Source organism: Nonomuraea sp. B12E4 (genome assembly GCF_039871825.1).
Taxonomy (GTDB): Bacteria; Actinomycetota; Actinomycetes; order Streptosporangiales; family Streptosporangiaceae; genus Nonomuraea.
This window is the reverse complement of record NZ_JBDPME010000018.1, coordinates 96,250-118,423: the sequence shown is the minus strand read 5'-3', so window position 1 is coordinate 118,423 and position 22,174 is coordinate 96,250. Positions and strand designations below refer to the sequence as shown.

The 22,174-nt window shown below is 69.0% G+C and carries 18 protein-coding genes; 8 read left to right on the top strand and 10 right to left on the bottom strand.

Annotation, left to right across the window (positions count from 1 at the left end):
* Positions 1-163: 163 nt before the first annotated feature.
* From ABGB18_RS32805 to ABGB18_RS32795, 3 genes are read left to right on the top strand one after another with little or no spacing between them, the layout of a single operon-like run.
* Complete coding sequence (locus tag ABGB18_RS32805; protein WP_347699523.1) at positions 164-1,804, top strand: extracellular solute-binding protein; 1,641 nt, start codon at positions 164-166, stop codon at positions 1,802-1,804.
* Positions 1,805-1,814: 10 nt separating this feature from the next.
* Positions 1,815-2,801, top strand: a complete 987-nt coding sequence (locus ABGB18_RS32800; RefSeq protein ID WP_347699522.1) for an ABC transporter permease subunit — start codon at positions 1,815-1,817, stop codon at positions 2,799-2,801.
* The gene (locus tag ABGB18_RS32795) at positions 2,798-3,760 is read left to right on the top strand and encodes a carbohydrate ABC transporter permease (RefSeq protein ID WP_347699521.1); all 963 of its coding nucleotides are present in this window, start codon (positions 2,798-2,800) and stop codon (positions 3,758-3,760) included. The genes ABGB18_RS32800 and ABGB18_RS32795 overlap by 4 nt, the downstream gene beginning before the upstream one ends.
* Positions 3,761-3,852: 92 nt before the next feature.
* On the opposite strand, the gene ABGB18_RS32790 is transcribed toward ABGB18_RS32795, so the two are convergent.
* Positions 3,853-4,809: a GntR family transcriptional regulator gene (locus ABGB18_RS32790; RefSeq protein WP_347699520.1), complete on the bottom strand. Its 957-nt coding sequence runs from the start codon at positions 4,807-4,809 to the stop codon at positions 3,853-3,855.
* Positions 4,810-4,907: 98 nt separating this feature from the next.
* Between ABGB18_RS32790 and ABGB18_RS32785 the strand changes: the two genes are divergently transcribed.
* On the top strand, positions 4,908-6,011 hold the full coding sequence (locus ABGB18_RS32785) for a hypothetical protein (protein WP_347699519.1): 1,104 nt from the start codon (positions 4,908-4,910) through the stop codon (positions 6,009-6,011).
* 372 nt (positions 6,012-6,383) lie between these two features.
* Here the strand turns inward: ABGB18_RS32785 and ABGB18_RS32780 are convergent, their stop codons facing one another.
* On the bottom strand, positions 6,384-6,977 hold the full coding sequence (locus tag ABGB18_RS32780; RefSeq protein ID WP_347699579.1) for a LysR family substrate-binding domain-containing protein: 594 nt from the start codon (positions 6,975-6,977) through the stop codon (positions 6,384-6,386).
* A 205-nt stretch (positions 6,978-7,182) separates the two neighbouring features.
* Between ABGB18_RS32780 and ABGB18_RS32775 the strand changes: the two genes are divergently transcribed.
* On the top strand, positions 7,183-7,734 hold the full coding sequence (locus ABGB18_RS32775; protein ID WP_347699518.1) for a hypothetical protein: 552 nt from the start codon (positions 7,183-7,185) through the stop codon (positions 7,732-7,734).
* A 97-nt stretch (positions 7,735-7,831) separates the two neighbouring features.
* Here ABGB18_RS32775 and ABGB18_RS32770 read toward each other — a convergent pair whose 3' ends face one another.
* Positions 7,832-8,128 carry a helix-turn-helix transcriptional regulator gene (locus ABGB18_RS32770; protein ID WP_347699517.1) on the bottom strand — a complete coding sequence of 99 codons (297 nt, stop codon included), beginning with the start codon at positions 8,126-8,128 and terminating at the stop codon, positions 7,832-7,834.
* A gap of 20 nt (positions 8,129-8,148) precedes the next feature.
* On the opposite strand from ABGB18_RS32770, the gene ABGB18_RS32765 reads away from it, so the two are divergent.
* Positions 8,149-8,322: a hypothetical protein gene (locus tag ABGB18_RS32765; RefSeq protein WP_347699516.1), complete on the top strand. Its 174-nt coding sequence runs from the start codon at positions 8,149-8,151 to the stop codon at positions 8,320-8,322.
* The gene (locus tag ABGB18_RS32760; RefSeq protein ID WP_347699515.1) at positions 8,319-8,600 is read left to right on the top strand and encodes a hypothetical protein; all 282 of its coding nucleotides are present in this window, start codon (positions 8,319-8,321) and stop codon (positions 8,598-8,600) included. The genes ABGB18_RS32765 and ABGB18_RS32760 overlap by 4 nt, the downstream gene beginning before the upstream one ends.
* A 122-nt stretch (positions 8,601-8,722) precedes the next feature.
* Here ABGB18_RS32760 and ABGB18_RS32755 read toward each other — a convergent pair whose 3' ends face one another.
* The gene (locus ABGB18_RS32755) at positions 8,723-11,371 is read right to left on the bottom strand and encodes a cellulose binding domain-containing protein (RefSeq protein WP_347699514.1); all 2,649 of its coding nucleotides are present in this window, start codon (positions 11,369-11,371) and stop codon (positions 8,723-8,725) included.
* 192 nt (positions 11,372-11,563) lie between these two features.
* Between ABGB18_RS32755 and ABGB18_RS32750 the strand changes: the two genes are divergently transcribed.
* Positions 11,564-12,334 (top strand): glucose 1-dehydrogenase, encoded by a 771-nt coding sequence (locus ABGB18_RS32750; protein WP_347699513.1) that lies wholly within the window; start codon positions 11,564-11,566, stop codon positions 12,332-12,334.
* 6 nt (positions 12,335-12,340) lie between these two features.
* Here ABGB18_RS32750 and ABGB18_RS32745 read toward each other — a convergent pair whose 3' ends face one another.
* From ABGB18_RS32745 to ABGB18_RS32720, 6 genes are all read right to left on the bottom strand, one after another.
* Positions 12,341-15,196, bottom strand: a complete 2,856-nt coding sequence (locus tag ABGB18_RS32745) for a glycoside hydrolase family 3 C-terminal domain-containing protein (protein WP_347699578.1) — start codon at positions 15,194-15,196, stop codon at positions 12,341-12,343.
* A gap of 37 nt (positions 15,197-15,233) precedes the next feature.
* The gene (locus tag ABGB18_RS32740) at positions 15,234-16,055 is read right to left on the bottom strand and encodes a carbohydrate ABC transporter permease (RefSeq protein WP_347699512.1); all 822 of its coding nucleotides are present in this window, start codon (positions 16,053-16,055) and stop codon (positions 15,234-15,236) included.
* Positions 16,052-16,915 (bottom strand): sugar ABC transporter permease, encoded by an 864-nt coding sequence (locus tag ABGB18_RS32735; protein ID WP_347699511.1) that lies wholly within the window; start codon positions 16,913-16,915, stop codon positions 16,052-16,054. The genes ABGB18_RS32740 and ABGB18_RS32735 overlap by 4 nt, the downstream gene beginning before the upstream one ends.
* Before the next feature lie 4 nt (positions 16,916-16,919).
* The gene (locus ABGB18_RS32730; RefSeq protein ID WP_347699510.1) at positions 16,920-18,224 is read right to left on the bottom strand and encodes an extracellular solute-binding protein; all 1,305 of its coding nucleotides are present in this window, start codon (positions 18,222-18,224) and stop codon (positions 16,920-16,922) included.
* 17 nt (positions 18,225-18,241) lie between these two features.
* Positions 18,242-20,563: a TIM-barrel domain-containing protein gene (locus ABGB18_RS32725; RefSeq protein ID WP_347699509.1), complete on the bottom strand. Its 2,322-nt coding sequence runs from the start codon at positions 20,561-20,563 to the stop codon at positions 18,242-18,244.
* A 219-nt stretch (positions 20,564-20,782) separates the two neighbouring features.
* Complete coding sequence (locus tag ABGB18_RS32720; protein ID WP_347699508.1) at positions 20,783-22,171, bottom strand: NAD(P)H-quinone dehydrogenase; 1,389 nt, start codon at positions 22,169-22,171, stop codon at positions 20,783-20,785.
* Positions 22,172-22,174: the final 3 nt, after the last annotated feature.

The window sequence follows — 22,174 nt, the reverse complement described above, 5'->3', positions numbered from 1 at the left end:
GTTCCCGCCAAGAGATGACCCCAGCATGCCGCATCGTGGCTCTCCTTCACCATTCTGTGACCGTTGCGATCCCTTGTGGCTGCGGTCACAGTCTACTAATTTGTTTGGTCGGAATACCAACTAATTTTGACAGGCCATCCCCACCCGGAGAAGGGAGCGAGCCATGCCGGACAACACGACTCGCCGTGCGTTCCTCGGCCTGGTCGGTGCGAGCGTTCTGGTGGCGGGCTGTGCCGAGAAGAAGGAGCTTTCCAAGGGCACGGCCGTGGCGGCCGACAAGCTCAAGGGCCTGGTGCCGGCGCGGATCCCGTTCGAGATCCCCGGGCTCAAGCCGGATCTGGCCGGCGGCGAGTTCGTGGCGCCCGGCTTCCTGACCCGGCCCGCCTCCATGGTGCAGGCGGTCACCACCAAGCCGCTGACCAGCGGCAAGGAGGTCGCCGCGATGACGCCGCTGTGGGGCACGGTGCCACCCGGGCTGGGCGACAACTCTTACTACGACGCCGTCAACGAGCGCCTCGGCGGCCCCGTACGGTTCAACATCTCCGACGGCAACACCTACGGGCAGAAGATGAGCACCCTGCTGGCCAGCGGCGACGTGCCGGAGATGCTGCAGATCCCCAACTGGGAGATCATCAAGCTCGGCCGCTTCACCGAGGCGGCCAACAAGTTGTTCGCCGACCTGTCCCCCTACCTGGCCGGAGACAAGGCCAAGGAGTTCCCGCTGCTGGCCAACTACGACACCGCCGCCTGGCAGTACGGCGTCTTCGGCGGCATCCTGCAGGGCATCCCCTGGCAGAACGACCCGTTCCCGTTCGCCACCTTCGTCCGCCAGGACATCCTGGAGGAGCTGGGCTTGCAGCACCCCAAGAGCGGCGACGACCTGGTCGCGCTCGGCAAGGCGATCACCGACCCGAAGAAGAAGCGCTGGGCCTTCGGCGGCGGCATGGAGCAGGAGATGCAGCGCGCCTTCGGCGCTCCGCGCGAGTGGCGCAAGAAGGGCGACGGCACGCTCGAGTACAAGTACGAGACCGCCGAGTTCGCCGCCTCGATCGAGTTCATGACCAAGCTCTTCGCGGCCGGCCAGGTGCACCCCGACATCGTGGCCAACCAGGACGCCGACAACAAGGGCATCTTCGGCAGCGGCCAGATGGTCATCTACCGGGACGGGCTCGGCGCCTGGCACGAGAACCTGGGCCGCTTCCAGCCCGACAACCCGAAGTTCGACCAGCAGATCGTCACCCCGTACCCGGCGCAGGCCGGCGGCACGCCCATCATGTGGCGCAACGAGCCCGCCAGCATGTTCTGCTTCATCAGGAAGGGGCTCGGCGACGCCCGCACGCGTGAGCTGCTGGCGCTGGCCAACTGGTGCTCGGCGCCGTTCGGCACGCAGGAATACGAGCTGGTCAACAACGGCGTCGAGGGCGAGCACTATACGGTCGAGGATGGCAAGGTCCAGCAGACCGCGCTCGGCCGCAAGGAGGTCGCGCCGACGTACATGTTCCTGTCCGGGCGGCCGAACGCCAACGCGATGACCCAGTACGAGGGGCTCGTCCAGGGGTTGTACGACTGGTCGACCGAAGCCTCGAAGCTCCTGGAGAAGGACCCGTTCGTGGGGATCCGGGTGGAGACGCCGTCGAAGATGGCGGGCCTGGCCAAGCCGACCGAGGACAAGATGCAGGAGATCTTCCGCGGCAAGCGGCCCGTCTCCGAGTGGTCGCAGGTCATCAAGGAGTGGCAGGAGCAGGGCGGGAACGAGGCGCGCGAGTTCTACATGAAGGTCGCCCGCGAGAACGGCAGGCTGTGAGGACCCGTTCATGGGCGTGGTGACCGCTCGTCGCAAACGAGGGGCGGGCACGCCCCCACCCGGCCGGGACTCGGTCATGGCGCCGCTCCCCTGGCGGGCCAAGCTGCGCAGGGACTGGCCGCTGCTGGTGATGAACCTGCCCATGCTGCTGGTGGTCACCGTCTTCTGGTGGCTGCCCGCGCTGGGCAACGTCATCGCCTTCCAGGACTACAACCCCTTCACCGGCGGCATCCTCGGCAGCCCCGTCATCGGCTTCACCAACTTCGCGCTGCTCTTCCAGGACCCGCAGTTCCTGCGCGCGATGCTGAACACGCTGTCGATCACGGCCTTCCAGCTCGTCTTCTACTTCCCCGTGCCGATCATGCTGGCGCTGCTGCTGAACAGCATCGTGTCGGCCCGGCTGCGGGCGTTCGTCCAGGGCGTGGCCTACCTGCCGTTCTTCTTCTCCTGGGTGCTGGTGGTGGCCATCTTCCAGCAGATGTTCGGCGGGGCGGGGCTGCTGGCGCAGATCCTGCGGGACCATGGCCACGAAGGCGCCGACTGGATGACGAACTCGGACACGTTCCTGCTGCTGATCACCTCCCAGACGATCTGGAAGGACGCGGGCTGGGGCGCGATCATCTTCCTGGCCGCCCTCAGCACCATCGACCCGAACCTGTACGAGGCCGCGGCCGTGGACGGCGCCCGTCGCTGGCGGCGCATGTGGCACATCACGTTGCCCGGGCTGCGGCCGGTGATCGTGCTGCTGCTGATCCTGCGCCTGGGCGACGCGCTCAACGTCGGTTTCGAGCAGTTCATGCTGCAACGCAGCGCGGTCGGCAGCGAGGTTTCGGAGGTGTTCGACACGTTCGTCTACTGGTCGGGGCTGCGCACCGGGGACCTCGGGTACGGGGCGGCGGCCGGGCTGTTCAAGGGCCTGGTGGGGCTGCTGCTCATTCTGGCGGCCAACCGGGTGGCGCACGCGCTCGGCGAGCGGGGGGTGTATTCGAGGTCATGACCACTCTGACCTCCGGGCCGCGCCCGGACCAGCGGCGATCCGGCCCGCGCAGGCTTTTCCAGCCTCGGCGGCCGGCCGGGCTGGCGCCCTGGGAGGAACGGCCGTCCCCGGCCGGCCGCCTGGGCAAGGGCACACTGGTGACGCTGATCGTCCTGGTCGTGCTCGGCCCGCTCTACACGATCGTGCTGACCAGCCTGAGCTCCTCCGCCACGGTCAACCGGGTCGGGGGGCTGGTGCTGGTGCCCGACGGGATCACGTTCGAGGCGTACCGGCAGATCTTCTCCGACACGGTGGTCAGCAGGGCTGTGCTGGTCAGCACGCTGGTGACGCTGGTGGGGACGGTGGTCAGCACGGCGGTGAGCGTGCTGGGGGCGTACTCGCTGTCGCGGACCGGCTCGTTCCTGCACCGGCCGCTGCTGTTCAGCATCCTGCTGATGTTCGTCTTCTTCCCCGGCATCATCCCCGTCTACCTGATGGTGAGCGGCCTGGGCCTGAAGGACAGCTACTGGTCGCTGATCCTGCCCACGGCCGTGTCGGCGTTCAACGTGGTGGTGCTGAGGTCCTTCTTCATGAGCGTCCCCGGCGAGATCCTGGACAGCGCCCGCATCGACGGGGCAGGGGAGTTCCGCATCCTGTTCCGCATCGTGCTGCCGATGTCGAAGGCGGTCACCGCCGTGGTGGCGATGTTCTACGCGGTCGGCTACTGGAACGCCTGGTTCAACGCCATGCTGTACATCGACGACACCCGCAAGTGGCCCCTGGCCCTGATCCTGCGCCAGTACGTGGTGGACTCCAACCCCCTACCGAGCGCCACGGCCGGGGTGACAGGCGACGCACCCCCGACCCTCGCCATCAAGATGGCCATCGTCGTGATCGCCGTGATCCCCGCCCTCATCCTCTACCCGTTGGTCCAACGCCACTTCACCAAGGGCGTGATCGTGGGCGCCATCAAGGGCTGAAAACCAAGGCACCGCCTCGACGCCCGCCGTCCAAGATCACCGGCCGGCTACCTCCGGTTGAGACACGGCAGGCGGAAAGGGGCACTAGAAGATCACACGCCATCCGGTGACCGGCGACCGCGTGAGTGCTGCCCATCGGCGGTGCTCAGGTCCCGCAGCAGTACGGCGAAACCGTCGAGATGCCGGGCCAGGCTGTACTCGAACAGGCCGTCCAAATCTGACACCGTCTCCCCAGGGATTGTGGCCAGCAGGGGAAATCTGTCGAGGAGTTCCTCGGACCGGTACTGCCGTTCGAGCTGCCATCGCATGAGCGTCACACCGGTCTCCTGCTCCGCCTCGACCTCGTCGGCCATGGACAGGGCGAGGGTGACGACCAGGGCGTGCAGCGTGAGTGCCTCTCGTACCCGTATCGACATGGACAGCCCCAGCCCGTCGAGCGCGCGCAGGGTCCACTCGGTGTGGGCCATCATGTTGGGCACGAGCAGCGGGCGGGTGAACGAGATGGCCCTGGGCAGCCAGATGTGCCGCTGCACCAGCTCCCATTGCCGACGGGAGACCAGTTCGAGCTTGGCCCGCCACCCCTCCGGCCCGGGACTGGGCAGCTCTGAGTCGCCGAAGACCTCGTCGACCATCTGCGTCACCAGCTCGTCCTTGTTCGCCACGTGCCGGTAGAGCGACATCGGGCCGGCGCCGAGTTCGGCCGCGAGCCGCCTCATGGACACGGCGCCGAGCCCCTCGGTGCCGGCGATCGCGATGGCGGTGCGTAGCACGTGCTCGCGGTTCAGCGCCTGCCTGGGAGGTGGTTCCGGCTGCTGGAGGTCCGCGCGGGCGGCGACCACCGTACCGGCGCCGACCCTCGCCACGACCAGCCCCTCGTCGCGCAGGGTCGCTATCACCTTGGTCGCGGTCGCGATCGCGACGCCCCAGCGCTGAGCGATCTGCCGGATGGACGGCATCCGCGCGCCCGCCCGCAGCTCGCCGGAGAGGATTCGGGCACGGAACTCTTCGACTATGCGCCGGTAAGGCGGATCCTGGCTCGACGATTGCATGAGACCCCTTAATGTACTAGTTCACTTCTTCAGGCTACTAGTTCACTTTATGGATAGTCGCTGTTGGAAGCGGGAAGCCGCGTCAATACGCTGTACGCATGACACTTATTACACCGTACGCAATCAGGTTGTGGCACCGGCCGCTGATGGTCATGGTGGCGGCGATGTCGGCGCTCATCGTCGTCGCGGGCTTCGGCCTCTTCATAGACGGCCGCGAACTCATGGCGGAGTCGATCTGGGCGAAGCCGTTGAAGTTCGGGGTCTCGTTCGTCATGTTCGGCGCCACGCTCGCCTGGATGCTGCCGCAGCTTCGCAAGGCAAAGCGCACCATGTGGACCCTCGGAACCGCCTTCGCCGTCGCGGGGCTGATCGACGTCGGCTTCATCACGGTGCAGGCAGCCCGCGGCACATACAGCCACTTCAACGCCGAAACCGACGCGTTCAACGCGACCGGGCAACTGATCTTCTCCGGCGGCGTGATGGGGCTGTTCGCGGCGAACCTGCTCATCGCCATCATGCTGCTGTTCCAGCGGACCGGCGACGCGGCACTCACCTGGGCCCTGCGCGCCGGGATCGGACTGGCCGTCCTCGGCATGGCGCTGGCATCCTTCATCACCGCGTCGACCTCGGCGAACGGACCCCGGACGGCCAAGGACGCCTACGGCAACCCGGTCTCACTCGTGGGAGGCCACGGGGTGGGCGCACCGGACGGCGGCGGCATGCCGATCACGAACTGGAGCACCGTAGGCGGAGACCTGCGCGTCCCGCACTTCATCGGCCTGCACTCCGTCCAGGTGTTCCTGCTGACGGTACTCATCCTCACCGCCCTCGCGACCCGGATCAGCCTGCTCCGCCACGAACGCGTACGCGCTCAGCTGACCGGCGTCGTCATCCTGGGATACTCCGCACTGTTCGCCATCACGGCGTGGCAGGCTCTGCGTGGTCAAGCCCTGATCCACCCCGACGGAGCCACCTGGACCGCACTCGCGGTAGCGATCTTCGTGACCACGCTGCCGGCGGCCCTGACCATCGCGACGGCCCGCCGCCGCGGCGACGCGGCACCCGCCGGATCCACCGGATCCACCGGATCCACCGGATCCACCGGATCCACCGGATCCACCGGATCCACCGGATCCACCGGATCCACCGGATCCACCGGATCCACCGGATCCACCGGCCGGGACCCTATCGCGGTCCGGTGAACAGTCGAGAAGGTCCACGTGCGGGGCCGCATGACCGGCCCTGGGCGGGGTTGACCATGGTTCGAGCCGTCAGATGCGTTGATCCGCTGCCTACGGGAAGGCCGCGAAGATGTCTGACGCACACGGTCTGATATCTGGCACCTGGAAGCTCACCACTCCACCGCCCTCGAAGGCAACACCCTGGTGCTTCGCGAGGTCCAGGCGCTGCTCGATCAGGGTCGCGCCGTTGGCGCCAAGCCGCTGCGCGAGTACAACGAGGTCAAGGGTATGGCGACGCTGCTAAATGGGTCTACGGCCAGGCGCTGGAACCGGAGGTGTGGGATGAGGGCCGGCTCATCAGCTTGAGCGAGCTACGTCACGCGGCCCGCCTCGTCACATGTCGGTGGGGAGGGTGGTGCTGCGCTGGAGGACCTCGCGGACGCGCTTCAGGAGGGGGCTGGTGTCGTCGGTGCGCCAGACCAGGTGGAGGAGGGTCGCGGTGCCCGCCAGTGGCCTGGGGGTGACGCCGACGCGGCGTAGCGTGCGGTGGGAGTCGGGCATGACGGCGGCGCCGAACCCCGCGGCGACCAGGGCCAGCACCGTCTGGACGCTGCGGCCTTCAGCTCCGATGCGCGGGACGACGTCGGCGTGGTGGCACAGGGTGATGATCTCGTCGTAGGACCGGGGTGAGACGTTCCTCGGCCAGAGGACCAGGGGGATCTGGCCGAGAGCGGTCAGCGGGGCCGGTTCGGAGCCGTAGGCCAGGGGATGGCCCGCGGGCAGGAACAGCGTCAGCGGCTCGCGCCACCAGACCTCGGTGGCCAGGCGGGCGTCGCGCATCGGCAGCCGCTGGACCGCGAGGTCGCATCGGCCGCTCAGCACCGCGGTGGACATCTCGGTGTCGTTGAAGCTCTCCTCCAGCCGCAGGTCCACCCGGGGCAGCTCGCGGCGCAGCCGGCCCAGCGCCGCACCGAGCGGGCCATTGATGCCCGAACCCGCCCGTCTACTGCGGCGTACCGCGTTCGATCAACGCCACGCTGGTGGCCAAGAAGGTCTTCGCCGAGCGCGGGCTGCTCCCGATCAGCAACATCGATTCTCCAAGCCATGCCCACGCGGCATCGAAAGCGGAGGCGACGTCGGCATAGGACAGAGCCTGGGGGCCGGTGGGAGTAAGTTACGCGCTATGCAACGTATGACCGGTCTGTTGATCGGCGCCCTGTTTGGCGCGATCTTTGTGATCGCCAATGCCCATGACCCCCTCAACCCAGCGACCGTCACCATCGCACGCGCCGTCGCCGCACTCGCCCTGTGCGGTGTCGTCGTCCTGGGCCGGCGAGGACGGGCCGCCGGTCAGGCTCGACCGGCCGCGGAGCGGGGTCGGCGCAACATGTTCGGCCGGGGTTACTGGGTGGTCGTGGCCGCCGAGGCCGTACTCCTGTTCGGCGGGATCGCACTGTTGCGCGCGTGGGGCCAGGCCGATGAGGCGAACGTCGCCTGGATCGCGGTCATCGTCGGCGTCCACTTCATCGTGCTGGCCCCGGTCTGGAGGCAGCCGAGCATCGCCGTGCCCGGCGTGATCCTCGCCCTGCTCGGGGTGGCCGGGCTCGTGATGGCTCAGACCTCCGCCGTCGCGTGGACACCCGTCGTCGCCGGCGTCCTGTCCGGCGTGACGCTCCTGGTGTCCTGCATCGCCGCCGCCTGGTTCGGGTCACGCAGCGGCGCCGCCCCGAAGAGCGCCGCCTGAGCCGGCGCCCCGAAGCGCGCCGTCAGGTGTTGTTCAGGTAGGCGAGGACGGCCAGGACGCGGCGGTTGTGGTTGTCGTCGTCGGTGATGCCGAGCTTTCAGGCGGCGTCCTGTCCGACGGTGATGGTGAAGGTCGTCCCCATTGCCCGTGCCAGCCGATCCAGCATGGCCAGCGTCGGCACTCCGCCGCCGCCCTCGATCCGCGAGAGGGCGGGCTGGCTGAGCTGTGCACGCTGCGCCACCTCAGCCTGGGTCAAGCCCAATTCGATCCGGCGCGCCCGCACCATGTCGCCCAGCCGCAGGTCCAACCCCGCCTGCGTGTACTCGGGATGCTCAGCCGCATCCTCGCGCAACCCGGCCGTCCTGATCGTCTTCCATCTGTTGTGCCCAGACATCAGCCGCTCCTCTCGAACATATGGGTTACGGGGTCGAGGTGAGCCGCCTCGCAGATGCGCTTGGCTTTCGCCGCCAGCATCCACGCACCAAGCAGGCCTCCGGCAGGGTGAAGATCTTCGTCGCGGTCTACGGTGCGCTCAGCGTCGCGGCCCTCATCACGGTCATCATCCTCGCGAGCACCGGGCACAGGTGACCGACTTCATGTGGGGTCGAGCCGCCGGGCTGTTCGCGAGCGCCGCCGTGACCTACTGGATGATTGTCCTCGCCTCCCAGGGGAAACGATGGGCCTATCTTCGCGTGCGCGTCATCACGATCCTCGTGCCGGTCGCCCTCATCGCCATGGACCTGATCCCCGGCATCCTCCCGCCGTGGTTCGTCGTGGCACAGAACGCGAGCGCCCTGGTCATCGGCGCAGCCGCGGTAATCGTCAACGGAGCCAGGCTGCGCGCCGCCTTCCCCAAGGCCCGCTGACCTCGCTGCCCGCCGGTTTCAAGAAGCGCCCGTCATGACGGCTCCTCTGAGGGAGTGCAGGCACAGTCCCGCGGTCCCGGGGAGGGGCCGCGGCTTGCGTGGCGCCCTCCCCGAGGGGTGGGTCAGGTCGGGGTGCAGGTGAGGGTGGCGGGTGGGGTGTTGGTGCCGGAATAGCTGCCGTTGAAGCCGAACGACGTCGTAGCGTTGGGTGCCAGGTTGCCGTTGTAACCGGCGTTCACGACGCTCAGGTTGGCACCCGTCTGGGTGGGGGTGCCGCCCCACATCTGGGTGACCTGCTGGTTACCCGGCCAGGTCCAGGTCACGCGCCAACCCGTGATGGCCGAGCTCCCGGTGTTCCTGACCGTGACGTCCGCCTGGAAGCCGCCCGGCCACCGGTTGCCGGGGGTGTAGGTCGCCGAGCAGCCTCTGCCGGGGGTGGGCGTGATCGTGGGCGTCACCGTGGGGGTCACGGTAGGAGTCACCGTGGGGGTGACCGTGGGGGTGACCGTGGGCGTCACCGTGGGGGTGACCGGGCCGCCCGTGCGGTCGCCGTACAGGATGCCGCGGCCGTTGGTGCCGAGGTAGACCCGGCCGTAGATGCGCGGGTCGCCCGTGAGCGCCTCGCCCATGTTGCCCCACTGGTGCTTGTCGTCGTTGATGCGTACCCAGCTCGCCCCGGCGTCGTCCGAGCGGTACAGGCCGGTGACCCCGTCGATCGTGGCCACCGCGTACAGGGCCAGGTACGTCTGCCCCGGCGCGGCCCGGCCGAAGCCCACGTTGACCGCGTTCGTGATGCCCGCGACCTTCGTGAACGACGTGCCGCTGTTCGTCGAGTGCCACAGCCCGCCCTGGCCGGCCAGCCAGAGGTCGCCCTCCCGGCCGGGCATGGCCTTGAACTTGCCGGTGGTGGGCAGGCCGGTGGCGGCGGTGGCGGTGAAGGACTGGCCGCCGTTCGTGCTGACGTAGAGGCGGCCGCCGCTCAGGCCGTAGAACTTCATCGGGTTGACCCGGTCCGACTCCACGATCGCCTCGGTGGGCAGACCGGCGGCCTGCTGCCAGGAGTTGCCGTAGCCGACCGAGTAGACCGGCGTCACGGCCTTGGGCGCCCAGACGAAGCGGGAGCCGTCGTCCGCCGCGGCCACCGTGCCGCCCTCGTTGACGCCGCCGGGCTCCGTGCCCTGGAACCAGTTGGCGCCGCCGTCGGTGGAGAAGGCCACGTGACTGTCGTTGGGGCGGTCGGCGTCGGTGAAGTTGCCGGCCCGCACCATGATCGACGGGGTCCGCTCCGCGTAGTCGAGGCTGGTGGTGGAGGTGAACGTGGGCGCCGTGAACAACATCGACGGCACGGAGTCCAGGTTGGTGTGCCGGAAGCCCCCGATGTCGCCCAGGCCGCTGACCAGGGGTGCGCCACTGGGCGGGCTGATCAGGTCGAGCACCGCCGTCTCCTCCAGGCCCCTGGCCATGGGCCTGATGGTGAACTGGCCGCCCGAGTCCCACTGGGTCAGGTTCTCGGTGCCGTAGATCGTGGCGCCGGTGCCGTACATCATCCGGTTGGAGTCGAACGGGTCGATCTCCAGCGACTCGGTCATCCAGCCGAGCTTCGGCGTGACCTCGGGAGGCTGCGGGTTGCCGCCGAAGGTCAGCCACGGGTTCTCCGCGATGTCCATCCGGTAGCGGAAGCTGCGGTTCGGGTAGGACGTGAAGTCCCAGACCCGGGTCCAGGTGGCGCCGGAGTCCGTGGACCTGAAGAAGATCACGTCCGGCCACCAGGAGATCTGGGTGGCCACCATGAGTGTGCCCGGCCGCTGCCGGTCGATGGTCAGGCCGCTGTAGCCGAAGTAGTCGTCGGCGCTGGAGGAGGGGACGGGGCTGATCTGGGTCCAGGTGCCGGTGGCAGTGGCGTAGCGCCACACGTCGCCCTTGGCCCCGTCGTAGGGGCCGCCGGTGTCGCTCGTGGCGATGTACAGGTTGCCGTTGACCGTGTCCAGCACGCCCTTGTGCGGCAGGTAGCCGGTGGGCTGCCCGGCCAGGCGGGTCCAGGTGGCGCCCGCGTCAGTGCTGCGGTAGATGCTGTTCTGCTTGTCGGCCACGCCCACGTAGAGGGTCCTGGTGGTGGTGCCCCGGGTGGACGAGCGCGGGTCGTAGGTCACCCAGAGCACGCCGGGCCGGTGGCTGAGGTAGCCGTTGGGGTCGTTCGGATCCTGGGCGTAGTCGCCGGCGTTGGGGAAGCTCGCCACCCTTGCCCAGGTGGCCCCGAAGTCGGTGCTGCGCCACAGCCCGTTGCCGTTGGGCGCGCCGAAGTACAGGACGCTGTTGTTGTTCGGGTCCACGGACAGCGCCTCGCCCATGCCCCGGCCGGGCATGTTGCCGCCCAGCTTGAACGGCAGCGGCGTGACCTGCCAGTTGGCGCCCCGGTCGGTCGAACGCAGGATCGCGCCGTTGTTGGGGTCCCAGGTGTTGGTGTACATGCCGACGGCGGCGTACACCCGGTTGGTCTGCACCGGGTCGGTGGCGAGGCTGATCACGCCGTTGTAGCCCCACCTGTCCCAGCCGGCCCAGTCGAGCAGCGGGGTCCACGACCTGCTGGACTGGTTCCACCGGTACGCGCCGCCGATGAAGATGATGCCGGGGACGAAGCCGCCGCCGTCGATCCGTACGTTCTTGTACGCGTACGGATCCGAGGCCACGGCCGATACCGGCGACATCCGCACGACTGCCACCGCGAGCAGGACGGTGGCGATCGAGAACATCACCAATAATCTTTTTCGCATGCGCGGCTCTTCCTTTCCAGGTGCGCCGGCGGGCGCCCCAAAGGCTCCAGGTGACCGCCATGCACGAGCAGAGTGCAGGACCCTGACCGTCGCCGCGCCTTCGCGCATGAGCTCACCAGCAGGCTCACACACCCGCGTATAGACGGTCAATAGTTTGGATAGACAACGAATTAATGTGCACAGGAGGCTGACATGGCAGGATTTCCCGAATTCCGGATAGACGGCAAGATCGCCCTGGTCACGGGCGCGGCGCGGGGTCTCGGCCGGGCTATCTCGTTAGCTCTGGCGCACGCCGGCGCCGACGTCGCGCTGGGCCTGCGGGACGTCAACGCGGACGGGGGACTGGCCGACGAGATCGCCGCGCTCGGGCGTACCGCGCTGCCGCTGCAGATGGACATGACCGACCCCGGGCAGATCAACCGGTCGGTGCGGGACGTGCTGGACCGGTTCGGCCAGATCGACATTCTGGTGAACAACGCCGGGATCGCCCCGGGCAGCCCGGCCGAGGACTTCCCGGAGGACGACTTCGACCGCACGCTGCAGATCAACCTGAAGGGCACCTTCCTGGCCAGCCAGGCGGCGGGACGAGCCATGATCAGGCAGGGGCACGGCAGGATCGTGAACCTGGGATCCCAGGCGGGTGAGGTGGCCCTGCCCGGCGAATCCGTTTATTGCATGACCAAGGCGGCCATCGCCCACCTCACCCGCTGCCTCGCCGTCGAATGGGGCCCGCACGGCGTCACCGTCAACAACGTCGCGCCGACCTTCATCCGCACGCCGGGCACCGCGGAGGCGCTGGCGGACCCGGCGTTCGAGGCGGACGTGGTCGAGCGGATCGCCGCCCTGCACCGCATCGGCGAGCCCATGGACGTCGCCGGTGCGGTGCTCTTCCTGGTCTCACCGGCCGCCTCGCTGGTCACCGGCCACACCCTCGTGGTGGACGGCGGCTGGACGGCCCGGTGAGTCCCGCTACCCGGCCAGGGCGAAGTCCCTGATCCGCAGGTCGCCCTTGAACACGAGATACAGGTTGCCCTTGCCCGCCTTCAGCCGGGCGCTCGCCGTACCCCACTGGTAGATCCCGCCGGTGGCGGGCACCTGTACGGTGGCCAGCAGCGCGCCGGTCGGCGAGCCGGAGCGCACCTCGAAGGCGCCGCCGCCCACCGAGGACACCCCGGCGGTGAGGCGGGAGCCGTAGGAGGCGCCGGTGAAGGAGATCCAGCCGCCCGCGGTCCCGGCCACGACCTCTCCGCCGGCCTTGGTCTCGTCGGCGAACTGGACGCCCGAGTAGCCGTCGAAGTCCATCGCCCGCGTGGTCCTGGTGAGGTCGCGTACGGGGATGGTCTCGCCGGAGACGCGCAGGGTGGCGGACTGACGGATCTTGTCGGAGGCGGAGCCGACGAGGATGTCGTGGGTGGCGCTCTCGACGGCCCACTTGTTGCGCGTGTGGTCCCAGACGGCCAGGTCCGGCTTCTTCAGGGTGAACGTCACCGTGCGCGACTCGCCCGGGTTCAGGGTGACGCGCTGGAAGCCGCGCAGTTGCTTGACCGGCTGCTGGAAGCGTGAGTCGCGCTGGTGGGTGTAGAGCTGGACCACCTCGTCACCCCTGACCTTGCCGGTGTTGGTGACCTTCACGCTCACCTGCTCGCCCCGCACGCTCAGCCCCTGGTAGGCGAAGGAGGTGTAGCTCAGCCCGTGACCGAAGGCGTAGAGCGGCTTGTCCTTCCCGTACAGGTAGGTCATCCCGGTCTTGGCCAGGTCGTAGTCCAGGATGCTGGGCAGCTTGTCGGTCCCCGGCCAGGTCTGGGTGAGCCGGCCGGCCGGGTTGACGTCGCCGAAGAGCACGTCGGCGACGGCGTGCCCGGTCTCCGCGCCCGCGTGCGTGGTCCACAGCAGCGTCGGCGCGTCCACTATCACCGGGTAGCTGGTCTCCAGGACCACGACGGTGCGCGGGTTGGCCTTGCGCACGGCCTCGATCAGCCGCCGCTGGCCCGCGCCGAGCCGCAGGTCGTCACGGTCGTGGAACTCGCGCCCGGCCACGAACGGGTGGCTGCCCACCACCACGACCGCGACCTCGGCCCTGGCCGCCTGCGCGGCGGCCTCGGCCACGCCGTCCACGACGATCTCCTTGCCGAACCTGGATGCCTGGGCCTTGGGAGCCAGGCCGAGCGTGCCGTCGGCGGCGACGCTCACGTACGGGTCGGGCAGAGCGAACCAGCTCTCGACGGCCTCGTAGCCCGCGTACCGGATGAGGTAGCTGCCGTCGGACTGGGGCTCCAGGGCGAACTGCTGGGAGACGTACCAGCCGTCGGCGTCGGCGTCGTCGGTGTCGAGCGAGCGCCAGTCGCCGCCGAGCAGCCGGCCGTTGCCCGCGTTGCGCAGCGTGGACACCCCGCCGGTCCAGTCGGTCAGGTCCCACTGGGAGGCCGCCGTGGGCGCGGTGTCGATGAGGGCCGCGTTGTCGTCGGGGCCGGTGCCGGTGGCGGTGATGTACCTGCCGGAGTCCAGGTGTTTGAGCGCGATCCGCTCCAGACCCTGGCCGGTGCTCACCTCACTCACCCGCTCCTTGATCCCGTCGACCGGCGTCACCTGGTACGGCATCTGCCCGGAATACCAGTCCCGGTACAACTTCCCGGACAGCGGCCCGACCACGGCCGCCGACTTCGGCCTGGCCAGCGGCAGCACACCGGAGTTGCGCAGCAGCACGGCCGCCTTGCCCGCGGTCTCGCGGTTGAGCCGCTGGTTCGCCGGGCTGTTGATCACGTCCTTGGTGATCTTCTTGTACGGCCCGCCGTCCGGGTCGAAGTGCCCCAGCCGGGTCCGGATGGTCAGCGCGCCGCGTACCGCGTCGTCCACGTCAGCCTGGGTGATGAGCCCCTGGTTCAGCGCGGCGGTGAGGTGCTGCGCCATCGGCCCGCCGTCGCTGTTGTCGATGGTGTAGCTGTCCAGCCCCGCCCTGAGCACGGCGGCGAACGCCTCGGGCTTGTCGTCGTAGTACTCCTCCAGGTCGGTGAGCGCGTGCGGCCCCCAGGCGTCGCTGACGTTGTAGAGCCTCTTGTCGGTCCACGACCTGACCTGCGCGTCCAGGTCGGGGTTGACGTGGTTCGGCCGCCCGTTGACCAGGTTGTACGACGCCATGACCCCGGTGGCGGCATCGGCCGAGATGGCCGCCTTGAAGGCCGGCTCGTAGTACTCGTGCTTGAGCTTGGGCGTCAGGTTGGAGGAGGTGAGGCTGCGGTTGACCTCGTTGTTGTAGGCCAGGTAGTGCTTCAGCACGGGCGCGGTCTTCAGGTAGAAGGGGTCCTCGCCCTGCAGCCCCTTGCCGAAGGCGGTCGAGATCGCCCCGGTCAGGTACGGGTCCTCGGAGTAGCCCTCCTCGTTACGGCCGGCCCGCGGATCGCGCAGCAGGTCCACCACAGGAGACCACACCTGCAATCCCCACAGGATCGGGTCCACGGCGTTGTAACCGCGCACCTCGTCGCCCACGGCGGAGCCGACCTTCTTGATCAGCGCCGGGTCCCAGGTGCTGGCCAGGCCCACGGCCTGCGGGAACACCGTCCCGCTGGCGAACTTCTGGTTCCAGTTGTCGTTGAGGTGGTTGGACCAGGCGACGCCGTGCAGCGCCTCGGTGCCGTTCTTGTGGTAGGCGATGCCGAGCCGGGGGATGGCCGGCTGCGACTGGTGCAGCAGGCTGAGCTTCTCCTGCGGGGTGAGCCGCCCGAGCAGGTCCTCGACCCGCTGCTCGACCGGCAGGCGGGGGTTCTGGAACGGGTGGTCGGCGGCCTGCGCGGCGGGCGCGGCGAGCACAGAGGCCGCCAGCGTTAACACTGCCAATAACGGGATTTTTCGCATTTAGGGCTCTCCATCACTTGATGGCGCCGACCGTCACACCTCGGGTCAGCGTGCGCTGGAAGATCAGGAAGAAGGCGACCGCCGGCACGATGCCCAGCAGGGCCGAGGCGCTGGACATGGTGGCGTCCATGTACTTCTCGCCCTGCAGCACCCCGAGCGCGACGGGCACCGTCTGGGTGTCGTTCGAGATCAGGAAGATCAGCGGCAGGAAGAACTCGTTCCAGGTCCAGATGAAGAAGAAGATCAGCAGGACGTTGAGCGTGGGCCGGCTGATCGGCACCACGATCCGCCACAGCGACCGCAGGCGTCCCGCGCCGTCGATCGCCGCCGCCTCCAGGATCTCCTTCGGGAACCGGCCCAGGACCGCGCTCAGCAGGTACGTGCCGAACGCCGCCTGGATGACCGTCATCACGATGATCACCGCGAGCTGGGTGTCGTACAGCCCGACGGCCTTGGCCAGGTAGTAGATCGGGTAGGCCAGCGCCTCCTGCGGCAGCGTGTTGGCCACCAGGAACAGCACGAGGATCGACAGCCGGCCGCGCACCCTGCCGATGCCCAGCGCGTACGCGTTGAGCACCGACAGCACCACGGCGAGCACCGACACGGAAGCACTGATCAGGAAGCTGTTCCAGAGCTTCGTACCGAACTCGACCCGGTTCCAGAAGTCGACGATCCCCCGCAGGTAGAGCCCGTCGGGCAGGCTCAGCGGCCCGTGCGAGCTGTAGTCGGCCGGCGACTTGACCGCGTTGAGCGCCACGATCCCGAACGGGAACACCATCACGACCGCCAGCACGACCAGCGCGAACAGCACCGCCCAGCGTCCAGGACCTCTCATGGCTCACGCTCCTGGACCCGCAGGAACAGGAACGTCACCACGATGATGATCAGCGCCAGCACCGTGGCGATGGCCGAGCCGTACCCGACGTTGCTCTTCTGGAAGAAGTTCAGATACGAGAAGTACGACGGCACCATCGTGGCGTTCCCCGGCCCGCCCCGGGTCAGCACGAAGATCGGCCCGAACACCTTCAGCGCGGCGATCGTGCACGTCAGCAGCACCACGAAGATCTCCGGCCGGATCTGCGGGATCGTGATGTGCCAGAACTTGCGCCACCACGAGGCCCCGTCGATCTCGGCGGCCTCGTAGTAGGCGGGGTCCACCCGCTGCAGCCCCGCCATGAAGATCACCACCGGGTAGCCGAGCTGGAACCACACCATGACCGCCATGACAGTGGCCAGCGCCAGGTCGGGATCGCCCAGCCAGTCCAGGTCCAGCCCGAGGACCTGGTTGACCGCCCCGTAGGACGGGTGCAGCATCCAGCCCCACACCACGCCGGCCACCGCCACCGGCAGCACCTGTGGCAGGTAGTACATCGCCCGCAGCGCCGAGGCCGTGCGCGCCCCGAACCGCCGGCCGATGTAGTCGAACAGGGCGGCCGCCAGCACCAGGCCGATCGCGGTCGGCACCACGGCCATGGCCACGATCAGGCCCACATTGTGCTGGAACGACTGCCAGAACCGCTCGTCATCCAGCAGCCTGGCGTAGTTCTCCAGCCCGATCCAGCGCGGCGTGCCGACCCCCGACCAACGGGTGAAGCTCGCCCCGACGTTCATCAGGAACGGCACGACGATGACCGCGAGGAACAGCACCAGGCTGGGGAGCAGGTAGAGCCAGTATCCCTTCGTCCGTGCTCTCATCTACTCAGTTGCCGATGTCGGCGAGGTTGTCCTCGTACGGCCCGGCTATCTCGTCCAGCACCGCCGCGGGGGTCTTGCTGCCGTTCATCAGGTTCTGGACCCCGGCCACCAGCACGTCGTAGTAGCCGGGGGCGGGCCAGTCGGGGTAGAAGGCCAGGCCGTCGGCGCTGGTCAGCTTGTTGAAGGTCTCGATGAGCTCCTTGCCCTTGGGATCGGTGATCGCGGCCGGGTCGGCGGCCACGGGCACACCGCCGGAGTTGCCGAGCAGGTTCTGGATCTCCTTGCTCATCGTGATGTCGATGAAGTCGTAGGCCAGGTCCTTGTTCTCCGACTTCTCCGGCACGACCCAGAGGTTCCCGCTGGAACCGGGCGCCATCGTGGCACCGGGGAAGAGGAAGTGGCCCCACTCGAAGCTCTTGGCCGTGGAGACGACCCGGCCGTACCACCAGCTACCGCTGATCATGACGGGGAACTTGCCGTTCATGAACGCCACGCCCATGTCCTCGGCCTTGAGCCCGGCCGCATTCTTGGCCAGGTATCCCTTCTTCACCCAGTCGGCGAACGTGTCGGCGCCGTAGGTGAACTCGGGGCCGTGGAAGTCGACCTCGCCCTTGTAGGACTGGAACGCCTCCAGCCACGGCTTCTGCGCCTTGGTCAGCGCGAGCTGGTAGAGGATCTGCTGGGCCGGGTATTCGGCGCCCGCGTTGGCGATCGGGGTCACCCCGGCCTTGACGAACGTGTCCAGCCCGGCCGTGAACTCCTCGAACGTCGTCGGGACCCTGACCTTGTGCTCGTCGAACAGGTCCTTGTTGTAGTAGACCATCACGAACTCGCCGTAGTTCGGCACGCCGTACCACTTGCCGGCGCCCATGACGCCTCGGTCGTCATATTTCGCGGTGGTCTGCAGGCCGCCCGGCAGCAGCTTGTCCCAGCCGCGCTTGACGGCCTCCTCGCTGAGGTCGGTGAGCAGGCCCTGCTTGGACAGCAGCCCCGCGGTGGCGTTGCCCTTGTTGTACTCCATGAGATCGGGCGCCTCGTCGGAGTTGAGCACCATGCTGGCCGTCTTCTGGATCTGCTCGAAGCCCTTCTCCTCGAACTTGACGGTCACGTTCGGGTGCGACGCCTCGAACTTCTTGATCGCTTCGGCCCACGCCTTGCCCATGGCGCTGTCGGCGGACTCGTAGTGCCACAGCTTGAGGACGCGTGGCTGGTCGCCCTGAGCGCTGGGCGGACTCTCCCCTCCCGAACCGCAGGCCGACAGGGCGAGCGCGGCGGCGACCAGCACCGCCACGCCTCTCATTCTGACCATGATACCTCCATGGGGTATTACGAGATGACGGCCCGCGCGGGAGCTCCGGCCGTCGGGGCGATCTCCACCCCGGTGACCCGCTTCGGGCCTGTGACGGCGACACGCAGCACGTCGCCGTCCCTGCTGGCGACGGCGACCGTCACGCCGTCGGCGTCGTGGATTTCCACGGTCCCGTCGCCACCCCCGAAGGCGACGAGGGTGATCTCGGCCGGTACGTCGACCGTGTCCGTCTGGTGCCCGGCTGGAGTGACCGGGATGAGCGCGCCACATCGGACGAAGAGGGGGATCTGGTCGAGCGGTTTGGCGACCTCCACATAACGGGGACCCGCGAGCACTTCGCCGGTCCAGTAGTCGGCCCACTCGCCGCGCGGCAGGTACACCCGGCGCACGCCCTCCGGGGCCGTCATGGGGGCGACGAGCAGGTCGCGGCCGAGCAGGTACTGCAGGTCGGCCTGCCAGGCCACCGGGTCGTCCGGGTGGTCCACGCACAGCGCCCGCAGCATCGGCGCGCCGGTGCGCGCGGCCTCGACGGCCGCCGAGTAGAGGTAGGGCATCAACCGGTAGCGCAGCTTCAGCGCCTGGACGGCCATCTCCTCGACGGCCGGGAACTCCCAGGGCTCGCGGGTGGTGGTGCCGTGCAGGCGCAGCAGCGGGGAGAGCGCGCCGAACTGGGTCCAGCGCACGTACAGGTCGTCGGTGGGGCGGCCGGTGAAGCCGCCGGCGTCGTGGCTCCAGAACGGCACGCCGGACAGGCCGTGCGCGAGCCCGCCCCTGAGCGTGCTGCCCATGGCGGCGTAGCTGGTGTAGGTGTCGCCGCTCCACTGGGCGCTGTGGCGCTGGCCGCCCAGGAACGACGAGCGCGCCCAGACCAGGTCGTGCCCGTTGACCTCGCGGGTGACGGCGGCGACCGCGTCGTTGAACAGCAGCGTGTAGACGTTGTGCAGGTCGGTGCCGGCCATGCCGTTGGCGGCGACCGCGTCGCTCGGCACGCCCTCGGCGAAGTCGGTCTTGAACGCGGCCACGCCCTGCCGCAGCAGCCCGCGCAGCAGGTCCTGGAACCATTCGACGGCCGCGGGATTGGTGAAGTCGACGATGCCGCAGGCCGGGAAGGACCCGTGCCAGCAGTCGGCGACGTAGGTCTCCCCCTCCTCATTTTTCAGGAAATATCCGGCTTCGGCGGCCGCGGTGAAGGCGGGGCTCAGGTGGGAGACGTACGGGTTCATCCACAGGCAGACCTTGAAGCCCATCCCCGCCAGCTCGGCCAGCATGCCCTCCGGATCGGGGAAGTTCACCGGGTCCCAGCTCAGGTCCGACCAGTGCCCGGCGGACTGCCAGTAGGTGTCCAGGTGCAGCACGTCGCACGGGACGCCACGGGCCCTGATCGTGCGTGCCCTGGCCAGCACCCGCTCCTGGCTGTCCACGCAGAACCCGGAGGAGATCCAGGTCCCGAACGCCCACTTCGGCGGCAGCGCGGGGCGGCAGGTCAGCAGGTCGTAACGGTCCAGGATCTCGGCGGGGCCGGGCCCGGCGATCACGTAGTAGTCCATGACGTCGTCGGGCACCACGATCTGCACGGTGCTGTGCGTGGACTGGCACACGTCGAACTCCGTGGGGGCCCCGCTGTCGACCAGGACGCCGTATCCCCTGCTGGACACGTACAGGGGGACGTTCTTGTAGGCGCGCTGTGACTCGGCCCCGAAGGCGTCGTAGTTCCACATCACGGGGCGCTGGCCGCGCTTGTCCAGCCGGGTGCACGACTCGCCGAATCCGGCGAACGCCTCGTCGGGGGCGGCGGCGAAGCTCTCGTGGTAGGCCACGGTCACGCCGGCCGCGCTGGAGCGGCCGAACGGCAGCGTACGCAGCCGCCCGGAGATGTCGGTGTGCCCGCGATCCTGCTCGACCAGGGTGGCGCCGCGGGCGTCGGTGAAGCGCAGGTGCCACGGCGCGAGCGTGATCTCGGCCCGCAGCGAGCCGGCGTCGATCACGATCGGCTCCCCGGGCGCCGTCCCGGCAACGGCCGCGGAGAAACCCCGCGGGGAGGCCGACTCCCGCCGCCCGGCAGGCGTCACCAGCGAGATGGCCGCCGCCGAGCGCGGCCTGGCGGTGGCGTCCTCCGACAGCCGGACCCGGATGACCCCCTCGCCCGCCACGCCCACCTGGACGACCAGCGTCTCCTCCGCCGTGGTGACCGCCTTGAGCAGCACCTCGCCGCCGTCGGCCGCGACCGGCTCGGCAGCGGTCACCGCCGACAGGCCGCCCTCGCCTCGCGTGCGGACCGGCAGCTCGGGCGGATCCGCGACGAAATACTCGTGCGCGACCAGCGGGGGGCGGTAGGGCATGGAAGCTCCTTCGAACGGCTGCGCCAACTCCTGAGTTAGTTTGGTTGCCATACCAACAAAGGTCAACCATGGAGATGCCACTGAGGCGGCACACGACCGCGAAGAGGACGCGCGTACAGAAGGAGCCCCGCGCGCGAGGCGGCGAGGTGAAGGGAAGAGTCCCGAACCGCCCGCGCGGCGGGCGGCGACCGGGCGGTCAGGACAAGGAGCGGATGCCCGCTAGATGGCCACGCCGGGCTGCATGAGGCGGCGGGCGGCCTCCGTGATGGAGCCCGACAGCGACGGGTAGACCGCGAACGTGTGCGCGAGCTGGTCGACCGTCAGCCGCTGCTGCACGGCCACCGACACCGCGAGGATCAGCTCCGACGCCCGCGGCGCCACCACGACCCCGCCCAGCACGATCTGGGTGTGCGGGCGGCAGAAGAGCTTGACGAAGCCGTCGTTGAAGCCCTGCATCTTGGCCCGGGCGTTGGTGGCCAGCGGCAGCTTGACGACATTGGCCTCGATCTCGCCGGCCTCGATGGCCTGCTGCGAGACCCCGACCGCCGCGATCTCCGGGTCGGTGAAGATGTTGGAGGCCACCGTGGCCAGCCGCAACGGCTGCACGGCCTCCCCGAGCGCGTGCCAGACCGCGATCCTGCCCTGCATGGCCGCGACCGAGGCCAGCATGAGCACCCCGGTGCAGTCACCGGCCGCGTAGACGCCGGGCGCGGAGGTGCGCGAGACCTTGTCGACCTTGATGAAGCCGCCCTGGTCGAGCTGGATCCCGGCCTCCTCCAGGCCGATGCCGGAGGTGTTGGGGACCATGCCGACGGTCATCAGCGCGTGCGACCCCTCGGCCGTGCGGCCGTCCTCCAGGGTCACGACCACGCCGTCGGACGTCCGCTTGACGGAGGCGGCCCGGGAGCGCCCCATGACATTCATCCCGCGGCGGCGGTAGACCTCTTCGAGCACCTCGGCGCCGTCGGCGTCCTCGTTGGGCATCATCCTGGCGCGGCTGGAGACCAGCGTGACCTCCGACCCGAGCGAGCGGTAGGCACCGGCGAACTCGGCCCCGGTCACCCCCGAGCCGACCACGATCAGGTGCTCGGGCAGCTCGTCCAGGTCGTAGAGCTGGCGCCAGTTGAGAATGCGCTCGCCGTCGGGCTCGGCGCCGGGCAGCACGCGCGGCGTCGCGCCGGTGGCCAGGAGCACGACGTCGGCCCGGATCGTCCGGTCACCCGCCCGTACCACCTGCGGGTCCACCAGCCGCCCGCGCGCCTTGATGATCTCGACGCCCTCGGCCGCCACCCGCGTGGCGATGTCGGCGGACTGGGCCTGGGCCAGCTCCTTGACCCGCTTGTTGACCAGCGGCAGATCGACGCCCACCACGCCGACGTCGCCGTCGGACCCGCCGGTGAACGACACGCCCAGCGACGGGGCGTCGAGCAGGGCCTGCTTGCGGACGGAGGTGGCGATGAGCGTCTTGGAGGGCACGCAGTCGGTCAGCACGCAGGCACCTCCGGGACCGTCCTGCTCGACCATCGTGACCTGCGCGCCGAGCTGGGCGGCCACCAGCGCCGCCTCGTAGCCGCCGGGTCCGCCACCGATGATCACGATCCTCGTCACGTG

Coding starts and splice junctions, on each gene's coding strand:
- ABGB18_RS32765 (WP_347699516.1), top strand. CDS start 8,149: ATGGGTTACGGGGTCGAGGTGAGCCGCCTCGCAGATGCGCTTGGCTTT.
- ABGB18_RS32750 (WP_347699513.1), top strand. CDS start 11,564: ATGGCAGGATTTCCCGAATTCCGGATAGACGGCAAGATCGCCCTGGTC.
- ABGB18_RS32740 (WP_347699512.1), bottom strand. CDS start 16,055: ATGAGAGGTCCTGGACGCTGGGCGGTGCTGTTCGCGCTGGTCGTGCTG.
- ABGB18_RS32800 (WP_347699522.1), top strand. CDS start 1,815: ATGGGCGTGGTGACCGCTCGTCGCAAACGAGGGGCGGGCACGCCCCCA.
- ABGB18_RS32805 (WP_347699523.1), top strand. CDS start 164: ATGCCGGACAACACGACTCGCCGTGCGTTCCTCGGCCTGGTCGGTGCG.
- ABGB18_RS32725 (WP_347699509.1), bottom strand. CDS start 20,563: ATGCCCTACCGCCCCCCGCTGGTCGCGCACGAGTATTTCGTCGCGGAT.
- ABGB18_RS32785 (WP_347699519.1), top strand. CDS start 4,908: ATGACACTTATTACACCGTACGCAATCAGGTTGTGGCACCGGCCGCTG.
- ABGB18_RS32735 (WP_347699511.1), bottom strand. CDS start 16,915: ATGAGAGCACGGACGAAGGGATACTGGCTCTACCTGCTCCCCAGCCTG.
- ABGB18_RS32730 (WP_347699510.1), bottom strand. CDS start 18,224: ATGGTCAGAATGAGAGGCGTGGCGGTGCTGGTCGCCGCCGCGCTCGCC.
- ABGB18_RS32790 (WP_347699520.1), bottom strand. CDS start 4,809: ATGCAATCGTCGAGCCAGGATCCGCCTTACCGGCGCATAGTCGAAGAG.
- ABGB18_RS32755 (WP_347699514.1), bottom strand. CDS start 11,371: ATGCGAAAAAGATTATTGGTGATGTTCTCGATCGCCACCGTCCTGCTC.
- ABGB18_RS32795 (WP_347699521.1), top strand. CDS start 2,798: ATGACCACTCTGACCTCCGGGCCGCGCCCGGACCAGCGGCGATCCGGC.
- ABGB18_RS32770 (WP_347699517.1), bottom strand. CDS start 8,128: ATGTCTGGGCACAACAGATGGAAGACGATCAGGACGGCCGGGTTGCGC.
- ABGB18_RS32775 (WP_347699518.1), top strand. CDS start 7,183: ATGACCGGTCTGTTGATCGGCGCCCTGTTTGGCGCGATCTTTGTGATC.